This window comes from Nesterenkonia sandarakina, assembly GCF_014138825.1.
GTDB lineage: Bacteria > Actinomycetota > Actinomycetes > Actinomycetales > Micrococcaceae > Nesterenkonia > Nesterenkonia sandarakina.
Genome location: NZ_JACJIH010000001.1, coordinates 118781 through 144356, shown reverse-complemented (window position 1 = coordinate 144356; position 25576 = coordinate 118781). Strand labels below are relative to the sequence as shown.

Below are 25576 nucleotides of genomic sequence, written 5' to 3'. Positions count from 1 at the left end.
CGCATGCGGCACTGATAGCGCCCGTCTGCGCCCCAGCGATGCAGCTCCATCTGTGCTGCGCTCGACCGCACGTTCCCGCCACGCTGGCGGTCGCGCCTAGGATGTACGGGACCACAAGCGCCCCATGCAGGACAGGAAAGACGCACCATGACTGCCGAGCCAGCTCAGCTCCACGCCCAGCACGTCGGTGAGACGGGTGAGACCGTGGTGTTTCTGCACGGGCTCTTCGGGCAGGGCAAGAACTTCACGCAGATCGCCAAGGCGCTCACCCCGGATCTGCAATCGGTGCTGATCGATCTTCCGAACCACGGCGATTCCGAGTGGACCGAGACGTTTGACTACATCGAGCAGGCAGACCTCGTCGCGGAGCATCTGCGCCGCACAGTGGCCAGTGACGGTCCGGTGCACCTGGTGGGGCACTCCATGGGCGGCAAGGTCGCGATGGTGCTGGCCCTGCGGCACCCAGAACTGATCAGCAGCCTCGCTGTGGTCGACATCTCCCCGGTGGCGCGGGAGTCCATGGGTGAGTTCGATCATCTCATCGGCAGCCTGAGCCGCCTGGACCTGGCAGAGCTCTCCTCCCGCGGCGAGGCCGATGAGCTTCTGCAAGAGCCGATCCCCGAGCGGATGGTCCGCGGTTTCCTGCTGCAGAGCCTGGTGCGCGACGGCGAAGGGTTCCGTTGGCGGGTGAATCTGGACCTGCTCCACGAGTCTCTGCCGCAGATCGGGGGCTTCCCGGAGTTCACCGAAGAGACGTTCGAGGGGCCCGTGCTCTGGATCGCCGGGGCCGAGTCCGACTACGTGCAGGATGACTTCGCTCCTGCCATGCGGGCGCTGTTCCCGCGCGTGAGCCTGACGACGATCAAGGACGCGGGTCACTGGGTCCACGCGGAGAAGCCCGAGGTCTTCTCGGCCGTGCTCAAAGCCTTCTTCACGGCGGACTAGCCCCGAGAACGACGACGGCGCTCCCCCGCGCCGTCATCCGCGCCCCCGCGCCGGCATCGGCGTTGCTGGGGCGCAAACAGGCGGAATCATCGCGTCACGCGAGCTCAGAACACCCGTTTGCGCCCCCGCGACGGGAATGACGCCTCAGCTCAGCGGAAGATCGGAGCAGGCGGCGGTCTATGATGCGTGCATGACTCACGGGGGCGCTCAGCCGCGGATACTCACCCGGGGAACCCAGGCGGAGCGAAGCGCGGTGCAGCGGCGCACGCTCGTCGTCGTCGTCTTCAGCCAGATCCTCGGCGGCGCCGGACTGGCGGCAGGGGTCACCGTGGGTGCCCTGTTGGCGGAGGAGATGCTCGGCTCTGCGAGCCTGGCTGGGCTGCCCATCGCACTGTTCACGCTGGGCTCTGCGCTGGCCGCGTTCTCTGTGGGGCGGGTCAGTCAGCGCTGGGGCCGCCGCGTCGGGCTGGGTCTGGGCTTCACCACCGGAGGGCTCGGTGCGATCGGCGTGGTGGCCGCGGCGATCGCGGATCACGTCCCGCTGCTGTTCTTGGCGCTGTTCGTCTACGGGGCTGGGACTGCGACGAACCTGCAGGCCCGCTACGCCGGGACTGACCTGGCGCCAGAATCACGCCGCGCCACGGCGATCAGCATCGCCATGGTCTCCACGACCCTGGGTGCGGTGGCCGGTCCGAACCTGGTCCAGCCGCTGGGGGATCTTGCAGCGGGCCTGGGCATCCCACCGCTGGCCGGGCCCTTCCTGCTCGCCGCAGGGGCATACCTTGCCGCCGGAGCGATCCTGTTCGTGTTCCTGCGCCCGGATCCGTTCCTGTTGGCGCGGGAGCTCGCGGAGATCGAGGCTGCCGAGGCCTCCAGCATCACCCAAGCCGTTTCCGGAGCCGCCGCTGCATCAGCCGCCGAACCCGCCTCCGCAGGCGAGGCCGAACTCGCCTCCACAGGCGATGCCGACCCCACCTCCGGGGCAGGATCCTCGGCTTCTGCACCTCCCGCCCCCGCCGCCAGACCCGGCACCGGTGCATACATCGGCGCCACCGTGATGGTGCTGACCCAGGTGGTCATGGTCGCGATCATGACCATGACTCCGATCCACATGCTCGCCCACGGTCACAGCCTGGGGTCGGTCGGTCTGGTCATCGGGCTTCATGTGGGCGCCATGTGGCTGCCCTCGCTGATCACCGGAGTGCTGGTGGATCGGTGGGGACGGATCCCAATGAGCGTGACGGCAGCTGTGATCCTGCTCGGCGCCGGGCTGGTGGGCGCCGTCGCCCCCGGAGACTCGCTCGGTCTGCTGATCCTGGCTCTGATCCTGCTCGGGGTTGGCTGGAATGTGGGCCTGATCGCTGGCACTGCGCTGGTCGTGGACGCCACCGTCCCGGAGAATCGCGCCCGCACCCAGGGCGGTGTGGATGTGCTGATCGCCCTCGCTGGAGCCGGAGGCGGCGCGATGTCGGGCATGGTGGTCTCCGCCACGAGCTTCGAGCACCTCTCGCTGGGTGGTGGGCTGCTCGCGCTGCTGCTGATCCCGGTGCTGTTCTGGGCGCGCCGCTCCCCCGCGCGGTCAGCGGAACCCGCTCAGTAGCGGCGCACGGCCTCCGGGTTGGACTCCATGTCGACCCTGACCTCGCGGGCGATCTTGCGCTCCACCACGAAGCTCAGGAACGGCACGACGCCACCGAGCACGATGGTGACCAGCCGGCCGACCTTCCAGTTCATCAGGTACCAGAGCCGGAATCCGGCGATGATGTAGACGACGTAGATCCAGCCGTGGATCACCGCGATCCAGTAGGAGATCCCGGTGCCGTCCACGACCGAGTCCTTGGGGTGGAAGCCCAGCGTGTTCTCAGCTCCGTCCGCGGTCGTGCCGCCGGCGTAGAGCTCGTAGCCGAAGCCGTAGTCCATGATCATCTTGGCGACCAGGATCAGCAGCATGATGCCGGTGATGAAGGCGAACGCCTTATAGAAGGTCAGCGATCCCTGGATCTGCGCGGCGGTCCCGCCGAAGCGGCGCTGCCGGGGCCGCGGCGGAGCCGGCGGGAGGTCGTCGTGCACGCCGGCCTCGTGCACCGAGGCGTCATGCGTCGAGGCATCGGTCGCCGAGGCGTCGGTCAGGTGGTCGCCGGTACGGGAGTCACTCATGGGTCTCTAGTCTTTCGCTTGGTTCTGCTGCCGCAGGGCGAGCTGCTCGGCGCGCCACTGCTCCTGCCATTCGCGGTCCAGCCGCTCTTCCTCCAGCTGCTTCTCATGGGCATCCTTGACCAGGCGCCACCACAGGTAGAAGGCGAAGCCGGCGAAGACCGTCCACTCGACCCCGTAGAAGAGGTTCAGCCAGTTGATGTCCGAGGTCTCGGGCTGTGGGTCGACCCGCACCGGTTCCATGGTGGAGGACGACGACGCCGCGCCCAGCTCCGTCCCCTCAGCGTCCAGGGTCTGGAACGCCACGAGGAAGCCGGAGTAACCCGGCTGGTCCCACACGTTGATCAGCTCGGCCGGGGAGAGCGTGGGGAAGATCTGTGTCCCATCGGCGGACATCCCGCGCTGACCGGGACCGGGAGCCTCGGGGGGAAGCAGGCGGCCTTGGATCTCCAGCGGCTGTTCAGCCGGAAGCTCCTCGGCTGCGCCAGGGTCCTCGACCCAGCCGCGGACCACCGGGATGATGTTCTCATCGGGCGCGTCCTCAGGGCGGAATGCCGCAACTACCCAGTAGCCGGATTCCCCGTCCTGGAGTCGTTCCTCGATCAGCACCTGGGTGTCCTCGAGGAACTCGCCGCTGGTGTCCACGATCCGGTCGGCCTCGGCCACCGTCATCGGCTGCTGCGGCTCGTGCACCTCGGTGAGCGGAGCCGCCGTCTCGGTGATCTCCTCGGTGGGAGGCGGTTCAGAGCTCGATTCGCTGAACTGCCAGGCGCTCAGCACCACGAAGACCGTGGCCAGGAGCAGCGCCAGGGCGAGGGTCCCGATCCATTTGGGCTGTAGAGCGGTCTTGAGCACCTATCAAGGATACGCGTCATGTGCGGGGCCGGGTGCGTCGGCGTCGCGATATTTCTACATTCAGTAGAAAAATGTGGAATAAGTATGAATATTCATCAGGATTTATATCTGCGCGTCAGTGGTGCCATGATGTTCTCATGATGCGCCTCGATCACGTCTCCTATGCAGTTGGTCCCGATGGAATGGAAGCCACGGTGGAACGAATCACCGATGCGCTGGGCGTGGAACGCGTCCGGGGCGGCATCCATCCACGCTTCGGCACTCGCAATGCCATCATCCCGCTCGAGAACCGGCAGTACCTCGAGATCGTCGAGGTGCTGGACCACCCCAGTGCCGATAAGGCCCCGTTCGGCCAGGCGGTGCGCAACCGCTCCCTGGTGGGCGGAGGCTGGATGGGCTGGTGCGTGTGCGTCGATGACCTCTCCCCCTTCGAGGAGCGGCTGGGACGCAAAGCGGTGCCGGGTAACCGCAAGTTCCCGGACGGCCAGGAGCTGACCTGGCAGCAGATCGGGATCAAGGGGCTCATCGCTGACCCCCAGGTGCCCTACTTGCTGCGCTGGAACGAGGGCAGCGACGAGCTGCACCCCTCGCAGGCCTATCCCCCCGAGGCGACGCTGACCAAGCTGAGCATCGCCGGTTCTCCGGACCGGGTCACCGAGTGGCTCGACAGCCCGAGGGTGGATCCCTTTGAGGATGTCGATGTCGAATGGATCGCCCCCTCCGGAACTCCCGGGATCATGTCCGTGACCTTCCAGAGCCCCAAGGGCAACGTCACCATCTGAGGTGCGATGTCGGCCGGTCAGGGCAGGGGCGGGCGCAGAGCCCCCTCGGTCTTCCGGCGCATCGAGGTCACGCGCATTGAGGTCCGTCGCACAGAGGAGCGGGGTCCGCCGACGGCGGACCCCGCGATCTCCAGTCCTGCGAGTGCTGGCTGCGCTTCAGTGCGTCCTGGACGACTCCTGCGGTCCCCGCTCACACGTCGGTGGAGCTGGCATTCATGACAGCTCCCCGGCCGGGCGGGCGTTGCCCCAGCGCTGCAGGCCTCAGCTCCGGCGGACCTCTTCCGCCGAGGATCTGGCGGAGTCTGTGAGCTGATCCTTCTGCTGCTGACCTTCAGACTTGAGGTTCTGGGCGCTCTCGCCGGCGGATTCCCGGACACGTTGCGCAGATTCCTGCGCGGGTTCCTTGAGCTCCTCGGCCATGGACTGCGCCTGCTGCTTCGCGTCATCGAGGACGGGCTGCGCGTGGTCCTCCAGCGTCGCAGCTGCCCGCTTCTCGGGCTGAGAGGCCGGAAGGACGGAGGCGGCGAGCCAGCCCGCCCCCAATGCGATCAGACCGGCTGCCAGCGGGTTCCCTCGGGTCTTGCGCTGAACCTGCTCAGGTGCCCGCTGCGCGCCGTCGGCAGCACTGTGGGCATGATCTGAGACCTTGTCGGAAGCCTCCTCGGCGGAGCCCATCACACTGTCCTTCCAACCTCCGACGGTGCTGCGAATCTTCTCGGTCTGGCGCTGGGCGGCCTTGGACGGGGAGACCTTATCGGCAACCGCGTCGACGTCGTGGGAAAGGCTGCTGCGGGTGCGCTCGATATCGGCGCGGATCTCTTCGGGAGTCTGCTGTGTCATCGGGTGTCCTTCGAGGGGGTGAGAGCGTCGGGAACTTCTTTGAGGGTCTGCGCCGTCTGCGGGACACCTTGGACCTGGTCGATGTTCTTCTTGCCCAGGACTGCAAGGATGGCGGCGATGATCGCCCAGATCACGGCGAGGATCACCGCAGACCAGGCAGCGCCCAGGTCGGTGGTGCTGAGGCCGGCCCAGAGTGCGATGGAGAGGAAGAGCAGGACGAAATGACCAGCGACGCCGGCGCCAGCGAGCATTCCAGCGCCCTTCCCGGCCTTCTTGGCGGTCTCGGACAGCTCTGCCTTCGCGAGGGCCGTCTCTTGCCGGATCAGAGTAGAGAGGTCATTGCTGACCTGGGACATCAGGGAGCCCAGAGACTCCTGCTCTGCCTTGCGCTCCGGTTCGGTGGCTGGATGGATGCTGTTCATCGGCCACCACCGAGGTATGGGTCCGTGGCGTGGGCATCACCGGAGGCGGGGCCGGCGGAATTCGCATGGTAGATCGGGGCGCCTGGCACAGGCGCACCCGACTGGTCCTCCCGCACGGCGTCGTTCCGCACGATGTCGGGGATGGCCCCTGTGATGGACTCGGTGCGCGGGCCGGACCCGTAGCCGGTGTGGTCCCGCGGGGTGTCCTGCGAACCGTCCCGCGAGGTTGCGGAGTGCGGGCCGGCATCCTCGGCATGGTTCTGGGCGATTCCGCGGGTCAGCCGTCCGGCGGCAAAGCCGACCCCGGCGGCGATCGCGAGGAAGGCGACCGGGCGACGACGGGCGAAGCTCTCTACCTCTTGGAGCACTTCCCTGGGGTCGTGCTGCTCGAGCCAGGTCGCGGCGGCCTCGGCCCTGGAGTCGAGCTGGTTCAAAAGGTCCTTCGCAACTCCTGGTTCGGGCTCTTCTCCGCGAGCGATGCGGCCGACGTCGTCGCTGAAGCTGCGCACTGTGCCGGCGGCTCGGTCCAGCTGCTCGGAGGCTTGGGATTCCAGCACTGTGCTGGCCTGGCCCCCGAGACGCTTGGCTTCACGGACGGCATCGTCCTTGACCCCGGCAGCTTCCTGCGCTGCGGCGTCTCGGACTGCCCGGCCGGCGCCCTTGGCGTCACCGGCCACATCCCGGGCAGCCTCTTGGGCCTGCGGGGCCCTGCTGTCCCCGGTGGCACCGTTGCGGTCGCCCGGCTGCCCGGTGCTGTGCTGGCCGTCGCTGGTCTGGCCTGCAGAGGGCTGACCGGCGCCCGACTGCTGGCCGCCCGGCTGCCCGGCACTGGGTGGACCGGTGCGGGGCTGCTCAGCCCGGGATCGTTCGGTGGTGCCCGGAGGCTGCACGTCTGAGGCATGCCGGGCCGAGTAGCCCGGCTCACCGGTCACGGACTCCAGCCCGGGAGGCGCCGCGTCGACCACCGGTACGGGGGCTGTGATCTCAGAGGCTGAGGCAGGTGAGGGATCGGTCGGGGAAGTCTCCTGCGGATCCTCGTCATGGGGCTCTGATCGCGGGGGTGTGACGTGGGACTCTGTCATGACTGCCTTTCGAAGAGGTACTGCCTGACATGTTCTAACGGTGATTACGGACCTGACGGTAAGTTCGGTTCCTGAGTCTTGCCTGACGATCTCCCGGCAGTTGCCGGGACGCATGCGCGTCCTGGTCGGTGCTTCCCGTGCTGCAGCGCAGCGACTTCAGGCTGAAGGTAGTCGCCGACTCCGGCTGCCAGACGCAGCGTCGATGGAGATGGAATGCGCCAGACACCAGGCGAAGACGTCATCGGGAAGCAGCGTGCCCACGGCCTGCATCCGATCGAGCACCAGAAGGGGCAGCGGATCGCCGGTGCGGTACCTGGCCAGCGCGCACTCCACGGGATCTCCTGGAGCGAGGAAGTCCGCCGTCGACTTGACCAGGCAGGCACAGCGCATGCGGCGCCACCGCTCGGGGTGCCGGGCAGCCCGCTCCGCCAGATCAGACTCGGTGATCAGCCCCACCGGTCGGTGCGAGAGGTCTAACAGCACGGCGCCGCCATCGACCCCGTCGATGAGGCGTGCCGCCTCTCCCAAGGACTGTGTGACGGAGATCCGGCGTCGGATCGGTGTCATCAGCGCACGGACCGTCGTCATCCCGGACCCCGGGAAGGACGTGCTGCGGGCGGTCAAAGAGTGGCTGGATCGTAAAGAGAAGGGCTCCATGGGTCTCCCTTGCATTCAGAAACAAGAGCCCGTTGCTGGAGCTGGTGCGAGCGTACCGCACCCGGGAGTTCATTTCGAGGGTCTTCCGCCCGCGTGATGTCTGCGCTTGTGTGACACGATGAAACCCAGGGAAGCTCCTGGCACAGCGCCATGCTCGCCCGGAGGCCATACGCTGAGGGAACGGAAGCCCCGATGAACACCCCAGAGCCGACGCCTGACCTTGCGGCCCAGCTGACCGAGGTGCTGCTGCGCGACCACGATGTGCCCGCGGTGCTGGGAGCCATCGCCGAGCTCGCCGCGGCGCAGCTCTCCGGGGACCGGGTGGTGCTCTGCGGCATCATCCTCAAACGTGCCAAGCGGAACACCGTCGTCGCCACCAGCTCCGCCGAGGCGCAGGTCATGGACGAACATCAGGCCGGCTTCGACGAGGGTCCATGCTTAGAGGCGCAGAAGACGGAAGCCCTGATCAGTGTTCCGGACGTGCGGCACGAGAACCGATGGCCGAAGTACATGCTGGAAGTCCGCGACCACGGGCTGCGCAGCATCCTGGCCGTGCCGCTGAAGATCGGGACCACCGCCACGGCGGCGATGAACTTCTACGCCCGTGACACCGGATCCTTCGATGAGACCGACATCGCGATCGCCCAGCGCTACACCGAAGTCGCCTCTCAGATGGTCGCGATCGCTCTGCGCATCGCGCAGCACGCCGAGGACGCGGAGGACCGCAGGAGAGCGATGGAGTCTCGCACCGCGATCAATCTGGCGGTGGGCATCATCATGGGCCAGAACCGGTGCAGCCAGGAGCAGGCGGTCGGCATCCTCAAGGCCGCGTCCAACCACCGCAACGTGAAGCTGCGTGAGCTTGCGGAGCAGATCACCAATAAGGTGGGCCAGGCCACGCCCTCCACCAGCTTCGAACCCTGAGCCGAGTCGAAGTCTCGATGGCTCGCCTTCAGCGCAGAGTGCCGGCCTTGGTGACCACTCGGTTGGCCAGCAGCACGGCGGGATCCACCAGGGGGCGAGGAGACTCCTCGGTGGTCATCGCCAGCGGGATCTCGGTGCATGCCGCCACGATCACATCGGCACCCTGAGCCACCAGAGACTGCGCGACTCGAATCAGCCCGGCCCGCAGCTCCGCGGTGAGGCTGCCTGCCTTGACCGCGTAGATCGCTTCCATGACGGTGTGCTGATCCGCCGCCTGGGGCACGATCGGTGCCACCCCGAAAGCGGTGAGACTGTCCTGGTAGAGCCCCGCGCTCAGCGTGGCATCGGTGGCGAGCAGGCCGGCTGCCTTCACGTAGGGCAGCGCGCTGAGGTGCTCTGCGGTCACCTCGATCATGGAGACATAGTCCAGCTCCACCTGTTCCCGGACCCGCGGCAGGAAAGCGTGGGAGCCGTTGCAGGCCGCTACGTAGAACGCGGCCCCGGCGTCCTTGAGCTTCTGGGCGCCCTCTACGAGCTTCGCGGTGGGGTCCTCCCCGCGTCCCACGATCGCCTGAGAACGGTCCGGGACGGTGGGATCCGCCCAGATCATCACCCGCAGGTGCTGCTGGTCGGTGGCCGCGGGGGTGGCGGCGATCAGCTTCGAATAGAAGTCGACGGTGGCGGCAGGACCCATGCCGCCCAGGATCCCCACGAGAGGGCCCTGGGCGGCATCGGCTGCGGCGCTGTTATCACTGGTCATCAGCGAAGAGTGTACCCGTGGCGCCTGCAGGACAGGCGCCCTCGAGCACTCTCGGATCAGCCCACCGGGGTGGTCTGATCCTGATCGAACCGGCGATCAGCCTTCCGGCCACGGGCCGGGGTGTGCGCGGGGGTCTCGGTGTATGCGCCATTGCCCTTGTTCAGCTCATCCACCAGCTTCACCTTGCGGCGTTCGTGCACCTCGGCCAGGCGGGCCGCCCGGCGAGCCCGACGACGGCGGGTCGGCCAGGTCGCGATGAGCAGGATCACTGCGAAGAGCACCGCGAGCGCGACGACGGCGACGCCGGCGTCGATCCAGAACTGCTCGGGGTAGAGCTGGATCAGCGTGGAGTCGTTCGGGAAGGTCCAGGTGCCGTCCGCGAAGAAGATCCGGTGGAACTCGGCGAAGAAGAGCTGGAAGTCGATGATCGCCAGCACCGCGACCGTGATGATCACTCCCAGGGTCACCCAGGCTCCGGCGAAGAGGCCGCGTGCCACTCCCCCGGGGCGCCAGGCACGCAGCAGCAGCGCCAGGATCAAGGTGAGCACCAGCAGGATGACTCCGGCCAGCATGGCCCAGAGGACCACGAACTTCACATCGACCATGTGCGAGACCTCGGCGTCGGTGAACAGCGCCTGACCCCCTGGGGCGAGCTCCGAGAGGTAGCGGGAGTTCGCAAGGTTGGTCAGGAAGTCCGTGCCGTAGGAGCCGTAGACCAGCCGGTCATCGGGGTTCATCGAATAGGCGCCCTCGGGGATCCAGGGTCGGTTATATGCCAGCCAGAGGAAGAGCGGGGAGGCGACCAGCCGCACCGCAGCGACCAGGAGCAGGATCGGGGTGAAGATCGCGATCAGGACCTGGAAGAAGCGGGAGACACCGCGCTTGGAGCGGGCCACCTCCTCGTCGAGGTCAGCGTCGGTGACCGACTCGTCCGAGCGGGTGGACAGCTGGGACTGGCTCGCAGCGGTCCGGTCGGAGTGATCCCCGGACCCTCCCCGCGTGCCGGTCCCGCTCGAGCTGCCTGCGGCTGCGCCGGTGGCGGCCGCGGTCGCGCCGGCGGCGGCTGCTCCGGTGGCGGGAACCACCGCGGTGTCCTGATCCTCGTCCTTCGTGGCCGCACGATCGCGACGACGCTGCTCGCGTCGGCTGAGCTCGGCCGCGTTCTCCGTGGGCTGCTCGGTGTCAGCGCCTTGGTGGGCGACGTGGGAACCATGGCTCGACGTGGCGGGGGTCGGGCTCGGCGTGTCCTGCTGGGCGGTCCGGGGCGCTGCGGCGGCACCTGAGGCGGAGGTGCCGGCCCCCTGGGCGGCGGCCGCCCCGGTGAAGGTCGCCGTGTCGTCCATGGACCGGTTCTCTCGGGACGTGCGCACATCATCCAGGGAGCGCGTGGCGTGGGGACTCTCGCCACCGGCCTCTCGAGCTGATGTCCGTGCCACGGTCTCGGTGGGCGCGTCGTGGCCCTGCCCGGTCCGGTCCGGCGCACTCTGGGACTCGCGCGTCACCGGCAGGGCCTGAGTGGCCTGGGTGTCCGGCTGACCGGGTTCCGACTGGATCGGTTCCGACCGGCTGGTCTCCGCCCGGCTGGCTTCCGGCGCTGCTCTTCGGGCAGCCGACTGATCCCGCGCGGCATTGAGGTTGTCATCGGGGAAGTCGGGCTCTTCGGATGCGAATGCACCGTAGTCAAGTCCGGATTCAAAATCTTCGTTCTCGCCGGCCGGCCTGCCGGCCTCGTTCCGATCGGAATTCGCGCTCATATCTGCCTCTCCACGCATTACTGACTCTCCACAACAGTATGAGCGCGGCGGGTCTAATGTGGGGAGGAGGCGCGGAGAGTCGGCGAGGAGCATCCCTCCAGATGCGGTCGAGGGCCGGGCGTCGAGTGGTTCAGCTGCGCCTGATGGCCCCTTCGCGCCTACGAAAGTGATCGATCAGCGTCCTTGAGCAGGACCGAGCCTGGGCCAGAGGTCCTCCCTGGGCCGATTCAGACCCCGGGAGACGCGGGTCCGTCCTGGTGAACCATGAACCTGCGCAAGCGGCTCCGCGGGGCGCGTCTCGCCCGCAGAGGCTCAGGCCGTGAGCTCCACCGCGCCGGCGTCGTACTTCCCCAGGTCCCCGGTGACTCCGGCCCGGTGCGCCCGGCCACCCAGGACCAGGGTGTAGACCCAGTACCCGGCCAGCACTGCCGCGCCGATGCCGATGCGCAGCCAATGCGGCAGGTCCGAAGGGGTCACGAAGCCTTCTACGACTCCGGAGATCAGCAGCACCAGCACCAGGCCGAAGGCCACGGTGATCAGTCGGCGCCCCTCGGCGGCCAGCGCGGCGGAGCGTCGCATCTGACCCGGCGCGACCCAGGCCCAGAAGATCCGCAGTCCGGCGGCGCCGGCGATGAAGATCGCGGTGATCTCCATGAGTCCGTGCGGCAGGATGTAAAGCCAGAAGGTGGCGGCCTCGCCCTGCTCGGCCATCACCCCTGCCGCGACGCCGAGGCCCTGAGCGTTGACGAAGAGCACAAAGGGGACGAAGACCCCGGTGACCCCGAAGGCGACCTCCTGGGCCGCGATCCAGGCGTTGTTGGTCCACACCTGGGCGGCGAAGCTGGAGTTGGGGTGTTCGGAGTAGTAGTTGACGAACTCGGTGCCCGCGTAGCTCTGCCGGGCCTCCTCAGGCATGAGCAGATCGATCTGCGGGTGGTGGATCGTCCAGAGCGCGAAGGCGAGGGTGACCGCGATGAAGGCGGCTCCCAAGATCACGGTGAGCCATCGGATCCGGTAGAACGCCACCGGCAGGGTCTGGGTGAAGAAGTAGGCACTCGAGACGAAGACGTTCTCTCCGGTCCCGGTCAGATGCGCCCGAGCGCGCCCCAGCGGGGCGGAGAGCGATGCCACCACCGGGGAGTCCGGCTCGGCGGCCCGGATCATCGACAGATGCGTGGAGGTCCGCTCGTAGAGGCGCAGCATCTCATCGGCCTCGCCGGCCGAGAGGCTGCGGCGCGAGGCCAGCTTGGCAAGCCGGTCCCATTCATGCTGATGCACGGCGATGAAGGCGTCGATGTCCACGCCATGAGACTACCGTCTCGAGCCCCAGCCCCGGCGGGAGACCCCCGAGTCGCCTTCCCACAGGGTCGAGCATGTGCCACGATGCGGGGATGACTACTTCAGCACAGCACGCCAAGCGCCTCCTCGAGCTGCACCATCAGGCCACTCCGGTCATCCTGCCCACCGTCTGGGACGCATGGTCCGCCGAGACGTGCGCGAGCCTGGGCTTCTCGGCCCTGACCATCGGCAGCCACCCGGTGGCGGACTCCCTGGGACAGGCCGACGGCGAGGCCATGGAGCTCAGCGAGGTGCTCGCCGTGGTGCGGCGGATCACCGACGTCGTCGAGATCCCGGTCTCGGTGGACCTGGAGTCCGGATACGACACCCCCGCGGAGGAGCTGGTGCACCGGACCCTGGAGGCCGGGGCGGTCGGCATCAACATCGAAGACACGGTGCACTCCATGGATGAGATGCGATCCGCCGAAGAGCACGCCGCCTACATCGCGGCGATCCGCGCGGCCGCCGACGCCACAGACACGCATCTGGTGATCAATGGACGCACCGACGCGTTCACCACAGACGCGGACCCGGAGGCCCAGCTGAAGGACGCCCTGCACCGGCTGCGCCTGCTCGAGCAGGCCGGAGCCGATTCGCTCTACCCGGTGAAGGTCCCCACCCGGGGCCACCTGGAGAAGATCCTCAGTGCGGTGAGCACTCCACTGAACGTGACAGCGCACCCGGTCTACGGCGCCGTCCCCGAGGGACTGAGCCTGCAGGAGGTCTCCGCGATGGGCGTGAAGCGGATCTCCTTCGGCCCGCTGCTCCAGCGCAGCCTCACCGACGCCATGCACGAGATCCTCCAGCCGTGGACCCCAGCCTCGTAGCAGCCCCTGCCCCGAGGGGCCTGCGCCTGGCAGCGGTGCAGGCCCCTCGGGTTCCGCCATGGGCTGCGACCGCTAGGCTTGAGCCATGCGCAATGTGATCACCGGCGAAGGCGTCGAGCTTGAACTTCCAGCGGCCTCGCTGATCACGCGCGCGGCCTCGCTGATCGTGGATCTGATCCTCGCCTGGGTCGCGCTGCTGGCCTTCGTGATCCTCTCCGGGATGGCCGCCGGGGCCGGCGTCGTGGACCCCGCCATGGAGGCCGCGATCATGCTCGGCGGCGCAGTGCTGTGCCTGGTGATCCTGCCGATGACGGTGGAGGCCCTCTCCCGGGGCCGATCCGTGGGCCGGCTGATCTTCGGCACCCGGGTGGTGCGCGACGACGGCGGCGCGATCCGACTCCGGCATGCCGGCATCCGCGCGCTGGTCGGCTTCGGGGAGATCTACCTCAGCTTCGGCATCATCCCGCTCTTCGCCGGGATGTTCAGCAGGCGGACCAAGCGTCTGGGCGACATGGTCGCGGGCACCTACGTGATCCGGGTCCGCCAGCCGGTGGTGCGACCGATGCTGCTCCCGGTTCCACCTCAGCTGACCTCCTGGACCCAGATCGCTGACCTGGGGCGGATCCCGGACACCGTGGCCGCCCGCACGTCACGCTTCCTGCGCACCATCCAGGAGAGTCCGCGGGGGCACAACTCCCAGGCCCTGGAGCACACCGCCGACCGGCTCGCCCGGGAGATCGCCGGTCACGTCGCTCCCCCGGCTCCGCCCTCCTCGGCCACCGAGTTCCTCGTGGCTGTGATGGCCGAGCGTCGCAACCGCGAATACCGGCGGATGCGCATTCAGGCGGAACGCCAGCACCAACTCGGCCAGCGGCTGCACCAGCTGCCCTACAGCTGAACCCGCCCGTCTTCCTGGCTGGTTGAGTAATCCGGTAAATACGTTTGGACCGGATAACTCAACCAGCCAGGAAGGGCGAGGAGCGGGTGGGGCATGCGGCGGCACCCGCTCCGCTAGGCCTGAGTAGGGAACCTTCGCCGAAGCCGATCCCGCGCGCTGTCTTGACCGCGCCCAAGCTCCACGGACTCGGTCGCCGCACTGAGCCCCGCGATAGGCGTGTCCACCGAGACCGACTCTGCCTGCGCCACCACATAGGTCTCGTGCCAGATCCCGACGGCGCCCGGAACCTTCTTCGCACCCCGGTTGAACGCAGCCCATGCCGGTCGATGCAGCCCCTCCCGATCCGAGGCATAGTCATAGAGACGCTCCGCGGAGGACCAGTACTGGATGCACAGCGGGCCCCCTCGGCCGATCACCAGTCGGTAGCCGAGCAGACCTGAGGCCGGGTCCCGCATGAGCTCTTCGAGCATCTTCGGCATCGCTGCGAACACCGGAAACCAGCTGCGCACCCGCAACGGCTGATTGATCGTCATCCCCACCATGAACACCACCAGGTCCCCCTCGTGATGATGCGTGCGTCGACCGGTCATCACCTTGCGCATCCGCACTCCTTCGATCAGATCTGTGCCCCCTTCGATCAGACCGGTGCACCCCAGGGGTTGAACTGATGAAGATTCTCCACCAGTGTTGCGCATCACATCTACCCATCGTAAAATGAACCGGAATCATTATCTGCATCTGGAGGAGATCTCTGTGAGCTCGCGGCTTGAGAACTACATCAACGGATCGTTCGTCGCGGCCAGTGGCTCGGGGGACTTCGACGTCACCAGCCCGGTCACCGGGGAGCGCGTCGCGGTCTCTCCGGTCTCCGACGCGGACGACGTCGACGCCGCCTTCCGCGCGGCACGAGAAGCCTTCGGCTCCTGGAGATCGGTGACACCCTCCGAGCGACAGCGCTGCCTGCTGGCCCTGGCGGACAAGATGGAGCAGCATTCTGAAGAGCTGGTCGAGGCGCAGCACCGCAACACCGGGCAGCCCCGCAGGATCATCGCGGAGGAAGAGGTGGCCGCGGGTGCGGACCAGCTGCGCTTCTTCGCCGGCGCCGCACGGCTGCTCGAAGGACGCGGAGCCGCAGAGTACCTGGAAGGGCACACCTCCTACGTCCGGCGTGAACCGCTGGGCGTCGTCGCACAGATCACTCCGTGGAACTTCCCGCTGATGATGGCGGTGTGGAAGATCGGGCCCGCCCTGGCCGCCGGCAACACCATCGTGCTCAAGCCCTCAGAGACCACCCCAGAATCCACGCTGGTGCTCGCGCGCCTGGCCGGGGAGGTCTTCCCCGCCGGAGTCTTCAACGTGGTGCTCGGCGACGGCAGCACCGGACAGCTGCTCTCAGAACATGACACCGCCGCAATGGTGGCGATCACCGGCTCGGTCCGTGCCGGCCAGGCGGTCGCGACCTCCGCCGCGAAATCGGTCAAACGCGCGCACCTGGAGCTCGGCGGAAAGGCTCCCGCGGTGGTCTTCGCCGACGCGGACCTCGAGAAGGCCGCGGAGATGATCCTGACCTTCGGCACCTTCAACGCCGGTCAGGACTGCACCGCAGTCACCCGTGTGCTGGTCCAGGACAGCGTCCACGACGAGTTGGTGGCGCTGCTCGCCGCCCAGGCCGCGAAGCTCACCACCGGGGAGCTCGATGACGCCAAGAACGACTACGGCCCGCTGAACAACGCCCGCCACTTCGAGACCGTCTGCAACAAGCTGAAGAACATCCCCGAGCACGCCACCGTGATCACCGGTGGCGCCCCAGCGGAGGACGCCGCCGGATTCTTCGTGGAGCCCACGATCATCACCGGCCTGCATCAGGACGACGAGCTGGTCCAGGAGGAGACCTTCGCCCCCGTGCTCACGGTCCAGCCCTTCAGCTCCGAGGCACAGGCCGTGGAGCTGGCCAACGGGGTGGACTACGCACTGGCCTCCAGCGTCTGGACCACGAACCAGGGGCAGGCGATGCGGATGAGCCGGGACCTCGACTTCGGCTGCGTCTGGGTCAACACCCACCTGCTGCTCGTGGCGGAGATGCCACACGGCGGATTCAAATCCTCCGGCTACGGCAAGGACCTCTCGATCTACTCAGTGGAGGAGTACACCCGGGTCAAGCACGTCATGCATGCCCTGGACTGAACGCCTCACCGCTGCGAACCCGTCGGGCGACCCCCTCCACCAGGATCTCCAGGGTCATCTCGAAGGCTCGGTCCGCCGAGGCGCGGGCGTCGACGGCTCGCAGCTCAGCGGCTTGTGCAAAGGTGGGGGCGATCTCCACGCTGGCGCCGGGGTCAAAGATGTTCGCCGGGGCTGAGGCGTCGTAGGCGGCCCCGAACACCAGCGCCTCGATCCCGACGATGATGTCCACCGCGTCGCGGCCCTCGATCCCCGCGGAATGCAGCGCATGGAAGACCCGCTCGTACATCCGCAGCGACTGCGGGGCATCGGCGACGGGCAGCACAGCGATCAGCGGGATCAGCTCGGTGTGCTCGATGTAGCACTCCCGGTAGGAGCGCGCCCAGGTAGTCAGCGCCTCAGGCCACGGGAGGCGATCGAAGGCGCTGCAGTCGATTCCCTCGTTGAGGCGTTCCTGGATCAGCACCAGCACGTCCTGCTTGGACGCGACATGGTTGTACAGCGCAGAGGCCGAGACTCCGAGCTTGCGCGCCAGGCCCGCCATCGTCAGGTGGTCATACCCGCGCTCCTCCACCAGGGTCATCGCCTTCCCGGCGATCACCGCACGGGAGAGCACTGGGGAGGTCGGTCGGCCTCGTCCTCGAGATCGCATCTTCTCCGGCGTCACTGCGCTCGTTCCTTTGCTCATGTCCCGCACATGCGGGCGCTGCCACGCGCTCGGTCGGTCCCGTGGCAGTCGGTCACAGATCGTCAGTCTATGAGCCCGACCTCGCGCCGATGAAAATCTGCCCCAGGCCTTGACAACGGTCTGCGGCTGTCCGTTAATGAATATAGTTAATTTATCTGTGAAGGGGAACACTATGGATGCCAAGCGATCACTGGGCAGCAGCCAGGCGCGAGAGTGCGACGTCGTCGTCGTCGGTGCCGGGCCGGCCGGACTGATGGCTGCCCGGACGCTGCGTGCAGCCGGCCTCTCCACGATCGTGCTGGAGGCGCGCGACCGTGTCGGGGGACGCACCTGGTCCCAAGAGATCGACGGAGCCTTCCTGGAGATCGGCGGCCAGTGGGTCTCACCGGACCAGACGGTGCTCCTGGAGCTGCTTGAAGAGCTGGGCATGGAGACCTTCTCCCGCTACCGCGAAGGAGCCAGCGTCTACCTGGACCGGAGCGGGGTGCGCCACGAGTTCGCCGGCGAGATGTTCCCCGCCAGCGAGCAGACGGTTGCGGAGATGGAGCGGATCATCGGGACCCTCGATGAGCTGGCCGCGTCGATCGGACCCCAGGAGCCCTGGGCGCACCCCGCAGCGCGCGAGCTCGACACGGTGACCTTCAATGAATGGCTGCGCAGCCAGACCGAGGATGAGGCGGCGCGGGAGAACATCGCGATCTTCCTCGCCGGCGGCATGCTCACCAAGCCCGACCACGCATTCTCCGCGCTGCAGGCGGTCTTGATGGCGGCCTCCGCAGGATCCTTCAGCAACCTGGTGGATGAGGACTTCATCCTGGACCGGCGTGTGGTCGGCGGGATGCAGAGCGTCTCTGAGGCGATGCACGCCGGCCTCCCGGAGGACTCGGTGCGGCTCTCCTCCCCGGTGCGCACCATCGCCTGGGACCCCGCAGGCGGAGCCACCGTCTTCTCGGACCGGCTCACCGTCCGTGCCCGGGAAGTCGTCGTCGCGGTGCCGCCGAACCTGTACTCGCGGATCAGCTTCGAACCGCCGCTGCCGCGGCTTCAGCATCAGATGCACCAGCATCAGTCCATGGGCCTGGTCATCAAGGTCCACGCCGTCTACGACCGCCCCTTCTGGCGCGAACAGGGACTCTCCGGCACCGGCTTCGGTCCCAACGAGATCTGCCAGGAGGTCTATGACAACACCAACCACCTGGACAGTCGCGGCACGCTGGTCGCGTTCGTCTCGGACGAGCTGGCCGATCAGATGTTCAGCCTCCCCGCCGAGGAGCGCCGGGAATCCATCCTGAGGTCCCTGGCCGCATACCTGGGCGAGCAGGCGCTGACTCCGGAGGTCTACTACGAATCGGACTTCGGTGCCGAGGAATGGACCCGGGGCGCCTACGCGGCGAGCTTCGACATCGGCGGCCTCTCCCGCTATGGCGCGCATCAGCGCAGCGCCGTGGGACCGCTGCACTGGGCCTGCTCGGACCTGGCCGCAGAGGGTTACCAGCACGTCGACGGCGCCCTGCGGCAGGGACGGCGGGCCGCCCAGGACATCGTGCACCGGCTCAACCCGGGCGGCGATCACGGCGACCACAACGGCCAGCGCGGCGACCAGGTCGCGGAGCAGACCGATCCTATGGAGGTGAACCATGGCTGAACACGGCATCCGCCGGGTGGCGGTGGGCTTCGGCGGCGATGAGCGCAGCCACGATGCCCTGGCGCTGGGCATCGCCCTGGCCCGCGCGGCCCAGGCCCGGCTGGACCTGATCCTGGTGGTCCGTCAGGACTCGGCGTTCAAACAGGAGTACCCCCCGGTGGGCAGCGTGGTGGAGATCATCACCGAACAGGCGCAGCGCTGGATCGCCGAGGCAGAGGCCGTCATCCCGGAGCAGATCCGGCACCACAGCCATATCCGCCCGGCAGGCTCGGTGGCCGAGGGTCTGGTCAGCGCGGTCCAAGAGCTGGAGTCCGACGTGCTGGTCACCGGTTCCGGCATCGGGTTCGGCCGAATCATGACCCACCCTGCGGTGACCGCCCTGCTGCACAGCTCCCCGGTGCCGGTCGCCCTGGCCCCTTCCGGATACCGCGCGGAGACCCAGATCACCGATGTGATGGCGGCGGTCTCCGCGGCTCACCCGGATCATCAGGTGACCCGTTCCGGTCAGTCCTGGGCCGCTCAGCTCGGCACCGAGCTGACGTATGTGACCTTTGAGGACAAGGAATCCAGCGCCGGCAACAGCGCCGGAGAGGCCAGCGCCGCAGCTGCGGGGCCCGGAGATCAACGTCCTGCCGGGTCCGACACGGGATCCGAACAGCCGGGCCGGCACATCCTCGCCACCGGACGCACGCTGCGCCACGCAGTGGGCACGGTGGACTGGCCGCAGGGCGGGATCCTGCTCATCGGCTCCTCCCCGCTGGCACGACGCCGGCACATCTTCCTGGGCATGACGGCCGCCCGGGTGCTCTCCCACCTTCCGATCCCCATGGTCCTGCTGCCGCGCGACCCTGACACCGGTGCGCCTGGCGCGCGCTGACCGAGGAGACCATCATGACCGAACCACGCAGCACCGGCGTTCAGGCGCCAGGCCAGCACACGCACAGCAAGGGACTGAGCATCGGCAGCATCGGTGCCCTCGGCGCCGTGGTGATCGGCGTGTCCACGATCGCCCCCGCCTACACCCTCTCCGGGGCGCTGGGCCCGACCGCCTCCGCCGTCGGGGACCACCTGCCGGCGGTGCTCATCGTCGGGTTCCTGCCGATGTTGCTGGTCGCACTGGGCTACCGTCAGCTCAACCGGGCGATGCCCGATGCCGGGACCACCTTCACCTGGGCGTCGAAGGCCTTCGGCCCGTGGATCGGCTGGATGGGCAGCTGGGGGCTGCTCGCCGCGACCATCCTGGTGCTCTCGAACCTGGCCGGGATCGCGGTGGACTTCTTCTACCTGGCGATCAGCCAGATCACCGGGGTCGACTCGATCGCGGAGCTGACCCGGAATGTTCCGGTCAACGTGATCACCTGCGTGATCTTTATGGCGGCGGCCGCCTATGTCTCCTACCGGGGCATGGAGACCACCAAGACCGTGCAGTATGTGCTGGTCTCCTTCCAGGTGCTGGTGCTGCTGTGGTTCGCCGTCGCGGCCTTTCGACAGGCCTCGGCAGGCTCAGCCTTCGACGCGACCGCCTTCAGCTGGGAGTGGTTCAACCCCTTCGGCATCGAGTCCTTCTCCGCGTTCTCCGCAGGCATCGCGCTCTCGGTCTTCATCTACTGGGGCTGGGACGTGGTGCTGACCATGAACGAGGAATCCCGCGGCACCACCACCACCCCGGGCCGAGCCGCCATCCTGACCATCCTGGTGGTGGTCAGCCTCTACACCGTGGTCACCCTGGGTGCGCTGACCTTCTCCGGGGTCTCCGACGGCGAGTTCGGCCTGGGCAACCCAGACATCCAGGAGAACGTCTTCGCCGTGCTGGCCGGTCCGGTCATGGGACCGATGGCCATCTTGATGTCCCTGGCGGTGCTCTCCTCCTCGGCGGCCTCGCTGCAGTCCACCATGATCTCCCCGGCCCGGACGATGCTGGCCATGGGCCACTACGGAGCGCTGAACCGTAAGTACTCGCAGGTCAGCCCGCGCTACCAGACGCCGGCCTACGCCACCGTGGTCGCGGTGGTGATCGCCTCGGCGTTCTACGTGGTGATGCGCATCATCTCGGAGAACGTCCTGTGGGACACCATCACCACCCTGGGCATGATGGTCTGCTTCTACTACGGGATCACCGCCCTGGCCTGCGTCTGGTACTTCCGCAAGGAGGCCACGGCCTCGGCCGGAGACTTCTTCAACAAGCTCCTGGCCCCTCTGGTGGGCGGGATCCTGCTGCTGATCTTCTTCTTCCAGACCATCTGGGACTCCATGGACCCGGACTACGGCTCGGGCTCGGAGATCGGCGGCGTCGGCCTGGTCTTCATCCTGGGCATGTTCGTCTTCGTCCTGGGCATCGCCGCGATGTTCTGGCAGCACCACAAGCGGCCGGAGTTCTTCCGCCGCCGCTTCGAGACCACCGAGTTCCCCACCACCTGACGGAGCCCCATGACCTCCCCTGACACCACCCTGCGCATGCCGCCGGAATGGGCCCCTCATGAGCGCACCTGGATGGCGTTCCCGCCCGCCAATGCCACCTTCGGGGAGCCCGGCTCCGCCACTCTGGACGCCGCCCGGGAGGCCTGGGCACGCGTGGCGCGGAAGATCGCTGAGTACGAGCCGGTCACCGTGGTGAGCGCGCCGTTGGACCTTCCGATCGCCCAGGAGCTGCTCGGCGATGCCGTGACGCTGCGCCCGATGCCCCTGGACGACGCCTGGATGCGCGATATCGGCCCCAGCTTCGTGCACCGGGCCGACGGCGAGCTGGCCGCCGTGGACTGGGTGTTCAACGGCTGGGGTGCCCAGAGCTGGGCCACCTGGACCAAGGATGAACACATCGCGGCCGCGATCACCGCGGTGACCGGAGCGGCCCGGGTCTCCAGCCTGTTGGTCAACGAGGGGGGTGCCTTCCACGTGGACGGACGCGGCACGGTCCTGCTCACCGAGACGGTGCAGCGCGATCCAGGCCGCAACCCGGAGCTCTCCCACGCCCAGGTCGAAGCCGAGATCCACGCCCTGCTGGGCACCACCCAGGCCGTGTGGTTCCCGCGCGGGCTGACCCGCGACTACGAGGAGTTCGGCACCCGCGGCCACGTGGACATGTTCGCCGCCTTCACCCCGTCCGGGAGCATCCTGCTGCACCGGCAGGATGACCCGGAACACCCCGACCATGCGGTCACCCGTGAGCTGCGCGCCTTCCTGGAGACCGCGCGCGACGCCGCCGGCGAGCCGTTCCAGATCATCGACGTGCCGGCTCCGAAGACCATCCTGGACGACGGTGAGCACGTGGACTGGACCTATATCAACCACTATGTGGCCAACGGTGTGGTGCTTCTGTGCGCCTATGACGACCCGCACGACGACGACGCCGCCGCGATCCTGGCGCAGGCCTACCCCGACCGGCGCATCGAGCTTCTCGACGCCCGGGACATCCTGCGCTTCGGCGGTGGCATCCACTGCATCACCCAGCAGCAGCCGGCCCCGGTCAACCGCGCCGCTCCGCTGGACCAGAGCACACCGGCAGACCAGAGCACACCGCCAGGCCAGAGCGCAGGACCGGGTCGCGGATGAGCGCCACGACCTTTGACGTCGTCGAAGCCACGATCCCCGAGCTCCGCGCGGCTCTGGAGGGCGGCGAGGTCACCAGCGAGGCGCTGGTGCAGGCCTACCTGGACCGGATCGAGGCCTATGACCAGCGTGCCAGCCGCCACGGACCCGCGCTGGGCTCCGTGGTCGTGCTGAATCCACGCGCCCTTGAAGAAGCCCGGGCCAGCGACGCCCGGCGCGCCGCCGGTGAGCCGCTGGGCTCCCTGGAAGGGATCCCCTACACCGCCAAGGACAGCTATAAGGCGGAGGGGCTGACCGTGGCCGCCGGCTCCCCCGCCTTCGCGGAACTGGTGGCTGGTCAGGATTCCTTCGTGGTGGGGCGGCTGCGCGGCGCCGGCGCGATCCTGCTGGGGCTCACGAACATGCCCCCGCTGGCCAACGGCGGGATGCAGCGCGGCCTCTACGGCCGGGCGGAGAGCCCATACAACTCCGAGTACCTGACCTCGGCCTTCGCCTCGGGGTCCTCCAACGGGTCCGGCACCGCCACCGCGGCCAGCTTCGCCAGCTTCGGCCTGGCGGAGGAGACCTGGTCCTCTGGCCGCGCCCCGGCGTCGAACAACGCGCTCTGCGCGTACACCCCCTCCTGGGGGGTGATCTCCATGCGCGGGAACTGGCCGCTGGTGCCCACCATGGACGTCGTCGTGCCGCACACCCGCAGCATGACCGACATGCTCGAGGTCCTGGAGGTCGTCGTCGCCGATGATCCGCACCCCCGGGGAGACTTCTGGCGCGTCCAGCCCTGGCACCGGCTGCCGCCAACCTCAGCCCTGCGCCCCGCCTCCTACACCAGCCTGGGCGCACCAGATGAGGAGACCGCCCGCGAGGTCCTCACCGGGGTGAGCATCGGCGTGCCACGGATGTACCTGGGCGAGGACCCGGAGGCCGGGACCCGTGGCCCGGGTCCCAGTGGGATCACCGGCATCGGCGGGTCCACCGGGCGCCCGGTATCTCCGCGCGCCTCGGTGCTCACCCTGTGGGAGACCGCCGCAGAGAGCCTTCGCGCCGCCGGTGCCAGGCTCACGCGCAGCGACCTGCCCGTGGTCTCCAACTACGAGGGCGACCGGCCCGATGCGCCGAGAATCACGACCCGGGGGCTCGTCCCGCCGGAGTACCTGCGCCAGGAGGTGGGGCTGCTCTCCGCCTGGGCCTGCGAGGACTTTCTGGCCGCGAACGCGGATCCTGCGCTGCACAGCATGGTCCGCGTGGACGGGGCGCAGATCTTCCCGGCTCCGCCCGGGGCGCTGCCGGATCGCTACGACGGCTTCGAGGATGACATCGCGACGCTGCCCGAGCTTGTGCGCGAGCACCCCAACCTGCGCCTGGAGACCCTGCCGCTGATGCGCGAGGGCATCGAGGGTCTCCTGCGCACCCGGGAGCTGGACTTCGAGCAGTGGATGGACCAGCACGGTTTCGATTTGATCGCCTTCCCGGCCGTGGCCGACGTGGGCCCCGCCGATGCCGACACCTCCGAGGCATCGGCCGAGCTGGCCTGGCGCAACGGGGTCTGGGTGGCCAACGGCAACCTGGTCTGGCGCCACCTGGGGATTCCCACCGTGACCGTGCCCATGGGCACCATGGCCGACACATCGATGCCGGTGGGGCTGACCTTCGCCGGGCGCGCCCATGACGACACCCGGCTGCTGCAGATCGCCGCCGCATTCGAGGCCACGGGCAGGCGCCGCACCGAGCCGCCGCTGACCCCGCGGCTCTGAACCGCACCGTTCACGCCAGAACCGACACTGGGCCGGCGCGCGCACCTCGCGCCGACTCCCCGCTCCCACCCCAGCGCAGCACATCCCTCTTGTGAAAGGCAGACTCCGATGACCACCCCGACCAGCACCACCCCCGGCCCGCCCCAGTCGCTCGCGGACCTGCCGACCCGGCTCCCGCAGCGCCGCGAGCTGCTCACCGAGGTCCCAGGACCGGCCTCCAGGGAGCTGGCGCAGCGCCGTGCGGCCGCCGTGCCCTCCAGCGCGGTCTCCGTGATGCCGGTCTACGTCGCCGACGCCGACGGCGGCGTGATCCGCGACGTCGACGGCAACAGCTTCGTGGACCTGGGCTCCGGGATCGCGGTCACCTCGGTGGGCGCCAGCGACCCCGCCGTGGTCACCGCGGTGGCGGAGCAGGTGGCGCACTTCACGCACACCTGTTTCATGGTGACCCCCTACCAGGGGTACATCGAAGTCGCCGAGGAGCTGGCCCGGCTTACCCCGGGCGAGCACGCCAAGCGCACCGTGCTGTTCAACTCCGGAGCCGAAGCGGTGGAGAACGCGGTGAAGATCGCCCGGCTCGCCACGGGCCGGCAGGCCGTGGTGGCCTTCGACCACGCCTACCACGGGCGCACCAACCTGACGATGGCGCTGACCGCGAAGTCCATGCCGTATAAGACCAACTTCGGGCCCTTCGCCCCGGAGGTCTACCGGATGCCGATGAGCTACCCCTACCGCGACGCGCACCCGAAGATCAGCGGCAAGACCGCGGCGAAGCGGGCGATCAATCAGATGGAGAAGCAGATCGGCGCCAGCTCCATCGCCGCGATCCTGATCGAACCCATCCAGGGCGAGGGTGGATTCATCGTTCCTGCCGAAGGGTTCCTGCCCACCCTGGCGGACTGGGCGCAGAAGCACGGCGTCGTCTTCATCGCCGATGAGGTGCAGTCCGGGTTCTGCCGCACCGGCGACTGGTTCGCCTCCCAGAACGAAGGAGTGGTCCCGGACCTGGTCACCATGGCCAAGGGGATCGCCGGAGGCATGCCGCTCTCAGCGGTCACCGGACGCGCCGAGCTGCTCGACGCGGTGCACCCCGGCGGGCTCGGCGGCACCTACGGCGGAAACCCGGTCGCCTGCGCCGCAGCCCTGGCGGCGATCAAGACCATGAAGGACCACGACCTCGCCGGGAGGGCCCGCGCCATCGAAGCACTGGTGCTGCCTCGGCTGCGCACCCTGGCCGATGAGCTGGGCACCGATCAAGGCCCCATCGGTGACATCCGGGGCCGTGGCGCGATGCTGGCCCTGGAGCTGGTCAAGCCCGGCACCACCGAACCGGACCCCGAGACCACCCGGGCCGTGGCCGCGGAGTGCCTGGCTCAGGGTGTCCTGATCCTGACCTGCGGCACCTACGGCAACGTGATTCGACTCCTGCCCCCGCTGGTGATCAGCCAGGAGCTGCTCGAGGACGCACTGGGAGTCCTGGAGAACGCGCTGCGTCGGCACAGCATCACCGGCGGAGAGGGCTGAACC

At 68.3% G+C, this 25576-nt stretch carries 24 protein-coding genes; 13 read left to right on the top strand and 11 right to left on the bottom strand.

The window, feature by feature from the left end:
* Window positions 1–147: 147 nt before the first annotated feature.
* Together HNR24_RS00685 and HNR24_RS00680 are read left to right on the top strand one after the other, a co-directional pair.
* Window positions 148–945: an alpha/beta fold hydrolase gene (locus HNR24_RS00685; RefSeq protein WP_182494702.1), complete on the top strand. Its 798-nt coding sequence runs from the start codon at window positions 148–150 to the stop codon at window positions 943–945.
* A 190-nt stretch (window positions 946–1135) separates the two neighbouring features.
* Complete coding sequence (locus HNR24_RS00680) at window positions 1136–2545, top strand: MFS transporter (RefSeq protein ID WP_182494701.1); 1410 nt, start codon at window positions 1136–1138, stop codon at window positions 2543–2545.
* On the opposite strand, the gene HNR24_RS00675 is transcribed toward HNR24_RS00680, so the two are convergent.
* Both HNR24_RS00675 and HNR24_RS00670 read right to left on the bottom strand, forming a co-directional pair.
* On the bottom strand, window positions 2539–3102 hold the full coding sequence (locus tag HNR24_RS00675; protein WP_179440660.1) for a DUF3817 domain-containing protein: 564 nt from the start codon (window positions 3100–3102) through the stop codon (window positions 2539–2541). The genes HNR24_RS00680 and HNR24_RS00675 overlap by 7 nt on opposite strands.
* Window positions 3103–3108: 6 nt before the next feature.
* On the bottom strand, window positions 3109–3954 hold the full coding sequence (locus HNR24_RS00670; protein WP_182494700.1) for an SURF1 family protein: 846 nt from the start codon (window positions 3952–3954) through the stop codon (window positions 3109–3111).
* Window positions 3955–4091: 137 nt separating this feature from the next.
* Here HNR24_RS00670 and HNR24_RS00665 point away from each other — a divergent pair, with 137 nt between their 5' ends.
* Complete coding sequence (locus HNR24_RS00665; protein WP_182494699.1) at window positions 4092–4736, top strand: VOC family protein; 645 nt, start codon at window positions 4092–4094, stop codon at window positions 4734–4736.
* A 261-nt stretch (window positions 4737–4997) separates the two neighbouring features.
* On the opposite strand, the gene HNR24_RS00660 is transcribed toward HNR24_RS00665, so the two are convergent.
* The 4 genes from HNR24_RS00660 to HNR24_RS00645 all read right to left on the bottom strand — a co-directional run bounded on the left by HNR24_RS00660 (window position 4998) and on the right by HNR24_RS00645 (window position 7668).
* A complete protein-coding gene (locus HNR24_RS00660) occupies window positions 4998–5576 on the bottom strand; it encodes a DUF3618 domain-containing protein (RefSeq protein WP_182494698.1) in 579 nt (192 codons plus the stop codon).
* Window positions 5573–5998 (bottom strand): phage holin family protein, encoded by a 426-nt coding sequence (locus HNR24_RS00655; protein ID WP_182494697.1) that lies wholly within the window; start codon window positions 5996–5998, stop codon window positions 5573–5575. Before HNR24_RS00655 ends, HNR24_RS00660 begins: the two co-directional genes overlap by 4 nt.
* Window positions 5995–7080 carry a hypothetical protein gene (locus tag HNR24_RS00650; protein WP_182494696.1) on the bottom strand — a complete coding sequence of 362 codons (1086 nt, stop codon included), beginning with the start codon at window positions 7078–7080 and terminating at the stop codon, window positions 5995–5997. The genes HNR24_RS00655 and HNR24_RS00650 overlap by 4 nt, the downstream gene beginning before the upstream one ends.
* A gap of 156 nt (window positions 7081–7236) precedes the next feature.
* Window positions 7237–7668: a CBS domain-containing protein gene (locus tag HNR24_RS00645; protein ID WP_182494695.1), complete on the bottom strand. Its 432-nt coding sequence runs from the start codon at window positions 7666–7668 to the stop codon at window positions 7237–7239.
* Between the two features lie 261 nt (window positions 7669–7929).
* On the opposite strand from HNR24_RS00645, the gene HNR24_RS00640 reads away from it, so the two are divergent.
* On the top strand, window positions 7930–8661 hold the full coding sequence (locus HNR24_RS00640) for a GAF and ANTAR domain-containing protein (RefSeq protein ID WP_179440667.1): 732 nt from the start codon (window positions 7930–7932) through the stop codon (window positions 8659–8661).
* 28 nt (window positions 8662–8689) lie between these two features.
* Here HNR24_RS00640 and cuyB read toward each other — a convergent pair whose 3' ends face one another.
* The 3 genes from cuyB to HNR24_RS00625 all read right to left on the bottom strand — a co-directional run bounded on the left by cuyB (window position 8690) and on the right by HNR24_RS00625 (window position 12477).
* Window positions 8690–9421, bottom strand: coding sequence for a cysteate racemase (gene cuyB, locus HNR24_RS00635; protein ID WP_182494694.1), 732 nt, complete (start codon window positions 9419–9421; stop codon window positions 8690–8692).
* Between the two features lie 56 nt (window positions 9422–9477).
* Window positions 9478–11175, bottom strand: a complete 1698-nt coding sequence (locus tag HNR24_RS00630; RefSeq protein ID WP_182494693.1) for a TIGR01906 family membrane protein — start codon at window positions 11173–11175, stop codon at window positions 9478–9480.
* A gap of 312 nt (window positions 11176–11487) precedes the next feature.
* Entirely contained in the window at window positions 11488–12477 is a 990-nt protein-coding gene (locus tag HNR24_RS00625; RefSeq protein WP_179440670.1) for a stage II sporulation protein M, read from the bottom strand.
* An 89-nt stretch (window positions 12478–12566) separates the two neighbouring features.
* Between HNR24_RS00625 and HNR24_RS00620 the strand changes: the two genes are divergently transcribed.
* Entirely contained in the window at window positions 12567–13340 is a 774-nt protein-coding gene (locus tag HNR24_RS00620) for an isocitrate lyase/PEP mutase family protein (RefSeq protein WP_182494692.1), read from the top strand.
* 85 nt (window positions 13341–13425) lie between these two features.
* Window positions 13426–14238 (top strand): RDD family protein, encoded by an 813-nt coding sequence (locus HNR24_RS00615; RefSeq protein WP_182494691.1) that lies wholly within the window; start codon window positions 13426–13428, stop codon window positions 14236–14238.
* 113 nt (window positions 14239–14351) lie between these two features.
* On the opposite strand, the gene HNR24_RS00610 is transcribed toward HNR24_RS00615, so the two are convergent.
* The gene (locus HNR24_RS00610; protein WP_182494690.1) at window positions 14352–14840 is read right to left on the bottom strand and encodes a DUF4188 domain-containing protein; all 489 of its coding nucleotides are present in this window, start codon (window positions 14838–14840) and stop codon (window positions 14352–14354) included.
* 151 nt (window positions 14841–14991) lie between these two features.
* On the opposite strand from HNR24_RS00610, the gene HNR24_RS00605 reads away from it, so the two are divergent.
* Window positions 14992–16422: an aminobutyraldehyde dehydrogenase gene (locus HNR24_RS00605; RefSeq protein ID WP_182494689.1), complete on the top strand. Its 1431-nt coding sequence runs from the start codon at window positions 14992–14994 to the stop codon at window positions 16420–16422.
* Here HNR24_RS00605 and HNR24_RS00600 read toward each other — a convergent pair.
* Window positions 16403–17107: a TetR/AcrR family transcriptional regulator gene (locus tag HNR24_RS00600; RefSeq protein ID WP_182494688.1), complete on the bottom strand. Its 705-nt coding sequence runs from the start codon at window positions 17105–17107 to the stop codon at window positions 16403–16405. The genes HNR24_RS00605 and HNR24_RS00600 overlap by 20 nt on opposite strands.
* A gap of 172 nt (window positions 17108–17279) precedes the next feature.
* Between HNR24_RS00600 and HNR24_RS00595 the strand changes: the two genes are divergently transcribed.
* The 6 genes from HNR24_RS00595 (at window position 17280) to gabT (ending at window position 25573) form a co-directional block, all read left to right on the top strand.
* Window positions 17280–18752 carry a flavin monoamine oxidase family protein gene (locus HNR24_RS00595; RefSeq protein WP_182494687.1) on the top strand — a complete coding sequence of 491 codons (1473 nt, stop codon included), beginning with the start codon at window positions 17280–17282 and terminating at the stop codon, window positions 18750–18752.
* A complete protein-coding gene (locus HNR24_RS00590) occupies window positions 18745–19629 on the top strand; it encodes a universal stress protein (protein WP_182494686.1) in 885 nt (294 codons plus the stop codon). Before HNR24_RS00595 ends, HNR24_RS00590 begins: the two co-directional genes overlap by 8 nt.
* A 14-nt stretch (window positions 19630–19643) precedes the next feature.
* On the top strand, window positions 19644–21170 hold the full coding sequence (locus tag HNR24_RS00585) for an APC family permease (protein ID WP_182494685.1): 1527 nt from the start codon (window positions 19644–19646) through the stop codon (window positions 21168–21170).
* Between the two features lie 9 nt (window positions 21171–21179).
* Complete coding sequence (locus HNR24_RS00580) at window positions 21180–22301, top strand: agmatine deiminase family protein (protein WP_232301657.1); 1122 nt, start codon at window positions 21180–21182, stop codon at window positions 22299–22301.
* Complete coding sequence (locus HNR24_RS00575) at window positions 22298–24049, top strand: amidase (protein ID WP_058887300.1); 1752 nt, start codon at window positions 22298–22300, stop codon at window positions 24047–24049. The genes HNR24_RS00580 and HNR24_RS00575 overlap by 4 nt, the downstream gene beginning before the upstream one ends.
* Before the next feature lie 108 nt (window positions 24050–24157).
* Window positions 24158–25573, top strand: a complete 1416-nt coding sequence (gene gabT / locus HNR24_RS00570; RefSeq protein WP_058887301.1) for a 4-aminobutyrate--2-oxoglutarate transaminase — start codon at window positions 24158–24160, stop codon at window positions 25571–25573.
* The last annotated feature ends 3 nt before the right edge of the window (window positions 25574–25576 follow it).

Excerpts from the sequence above, each read along its gene's own strand:
- HNR24_RS00685 (WP_182494702.1), top strand. The coding sequence starts at position 148 with ATGACTGCCGAGCCAGCTCAGCTCCACGCCCAGCACGTCGGTGAGACG.
- HNR24_RS00595 (WP_182494687.1), top strand. The coding sequence starts at position 17,280 with ATGGATGCCAAGCGATCACTGGGCAGCAGCCAGGCGCGAGAGTGCGAC.
- HNR24_RS00680 (WP_182494701.1), top strand. The coding sequence starts at position 1,136 with ATGACTCACGGGGGCGCTCAGCCGCGGATACTCACCCGGGGAACCCAG.
- HNR24_RS00645 (WP_182494695.1), bottom strand. The coding sequence starts at position 7,668 with ATGACGACGGTCCGTGCGCTGATGACACCGATCCGACGCCGGATCTCC.
- HNR24_RS00590 (WP_182494686.1), top strand. The coding sequence starts at position 18,745 with ATGGCTGAACACGGCATCCGCCGGGTGGCGGTGGGCTTCGGCGGCGAT.
- HNR24_RS00585 (WP_182494685.1), top strand. The coding sequence starts at position 19,644 with ATGACCGAACCACGCAGCACCGGCGTTCAGGCGCCAGGCCAGCACACG.
- HNR24_RS00660 (WP_182494698.1), bottom strand. The coding sequence starts at position 5,576 with ATGACACAGCAGACTCCCGAAGAGATCCGCGCCGATATCGAGCGCACC.
- gabT (WP_058887301.1), top strand. The coding sequence starts at position 24,158 with ATGACCACCCCGACCAGCACCACCCCCGGCCCGCCCCAGTCGCTCGCG.
- HNR24_RS00575 (WP_058887300.1), top strand. The coding sequence starts at position 22,298 with ATGAGCGCCACGACCTTTGACGTCGTCGAAGCCACGATCCCCGAGCTC.
- HNR24_RS00620 (WP_182494692.1), top strand. The coding sequence starts at position 12,567 with ATGACTACTTCAGCACAGCACGCCAAGCGCCTCCTCGAGCTGCACCAT.
- HNR24_RS00600 (WP_182494688.1), bottom strand. The coding sequence starts at position 17,107 with ATGAGCAAAGGAACGAGCGCAGTGACGCCGGAGAAGATGCGATCTCGA.
- HNR24_RS00675 (WP_179440660.1), bottom strand. The coding sequence starts at position 3,102 with ATGAGTGACTCCCGTACCGGCGACCACCTGACCGACGCCTCGGCGACC.
- HNR24_RS00615 (WP_182494691.1), top strand. The coding sequence starts at position 13,426 with ATGCGCAATGTGATCACCGGCGAAGGCGTCGAGCTTGAACTTCCAGCG.
- HNR24_RS00655 (WP_182494697.1), bottom strand. The coding sequence starts at position 5,998 with ATGAACAGCATCCATCCAGCCACCGAACCGGAGCGCAAGGCAGAGCAG.
- HNR24_RS00610 (WP_182494690.1), bottom strand. The coding sequence starts at position 14,840 with ATGCGCAAGGTGATGACCGGTCGACGCACGCATCATCACGAGGGGGAC.
- HNR24_RS00665 (WP_182494699.1), top strand. The coding sequence starts at position 4,092 with ATGATGCGCCTCGATCACGTCTCCTATGCAGTTGGTCCCGATGGAATG.
- HNR24_RS00640 (WP_179440667.1), top strand. The coding sequence starts at position 7,930 with ATGAACACCCCAGAGCCGACGCCTGACCTTGCGGCCCAGCTGACCGAG.
- HNR24_RS00630 (WP_182494693.1), bottom strand. The coding sequence starts at position 11,175 with ATGAGCGCGAATTCCGATCGGAACGAGGCCGGCAGGCCGGCCGGCGAG.
- cuyB (WP_182494694.1), bottom strand. The coding sequence starts at position 9,421 with ATGACCAGTGATAACAGCGCCGCAGCCGATGCCGCCCAGGGCCCTCTC.
- HNR24_RS00650 (WP_182494696.1), bottom strand. The coding sequence starts at position 7,080 with ATGACAGAGTCCCACGTCACACCCCCGCGATCAGAGCCCCATGACGAG.
- HNR24_RS00580 (WP_232301657.1), top strand. The coding sequence starts at position 21,180 with ATGACCTCCCCTGACACCACCCTGCGCATGCCGCCGGAATGGGCCCCT.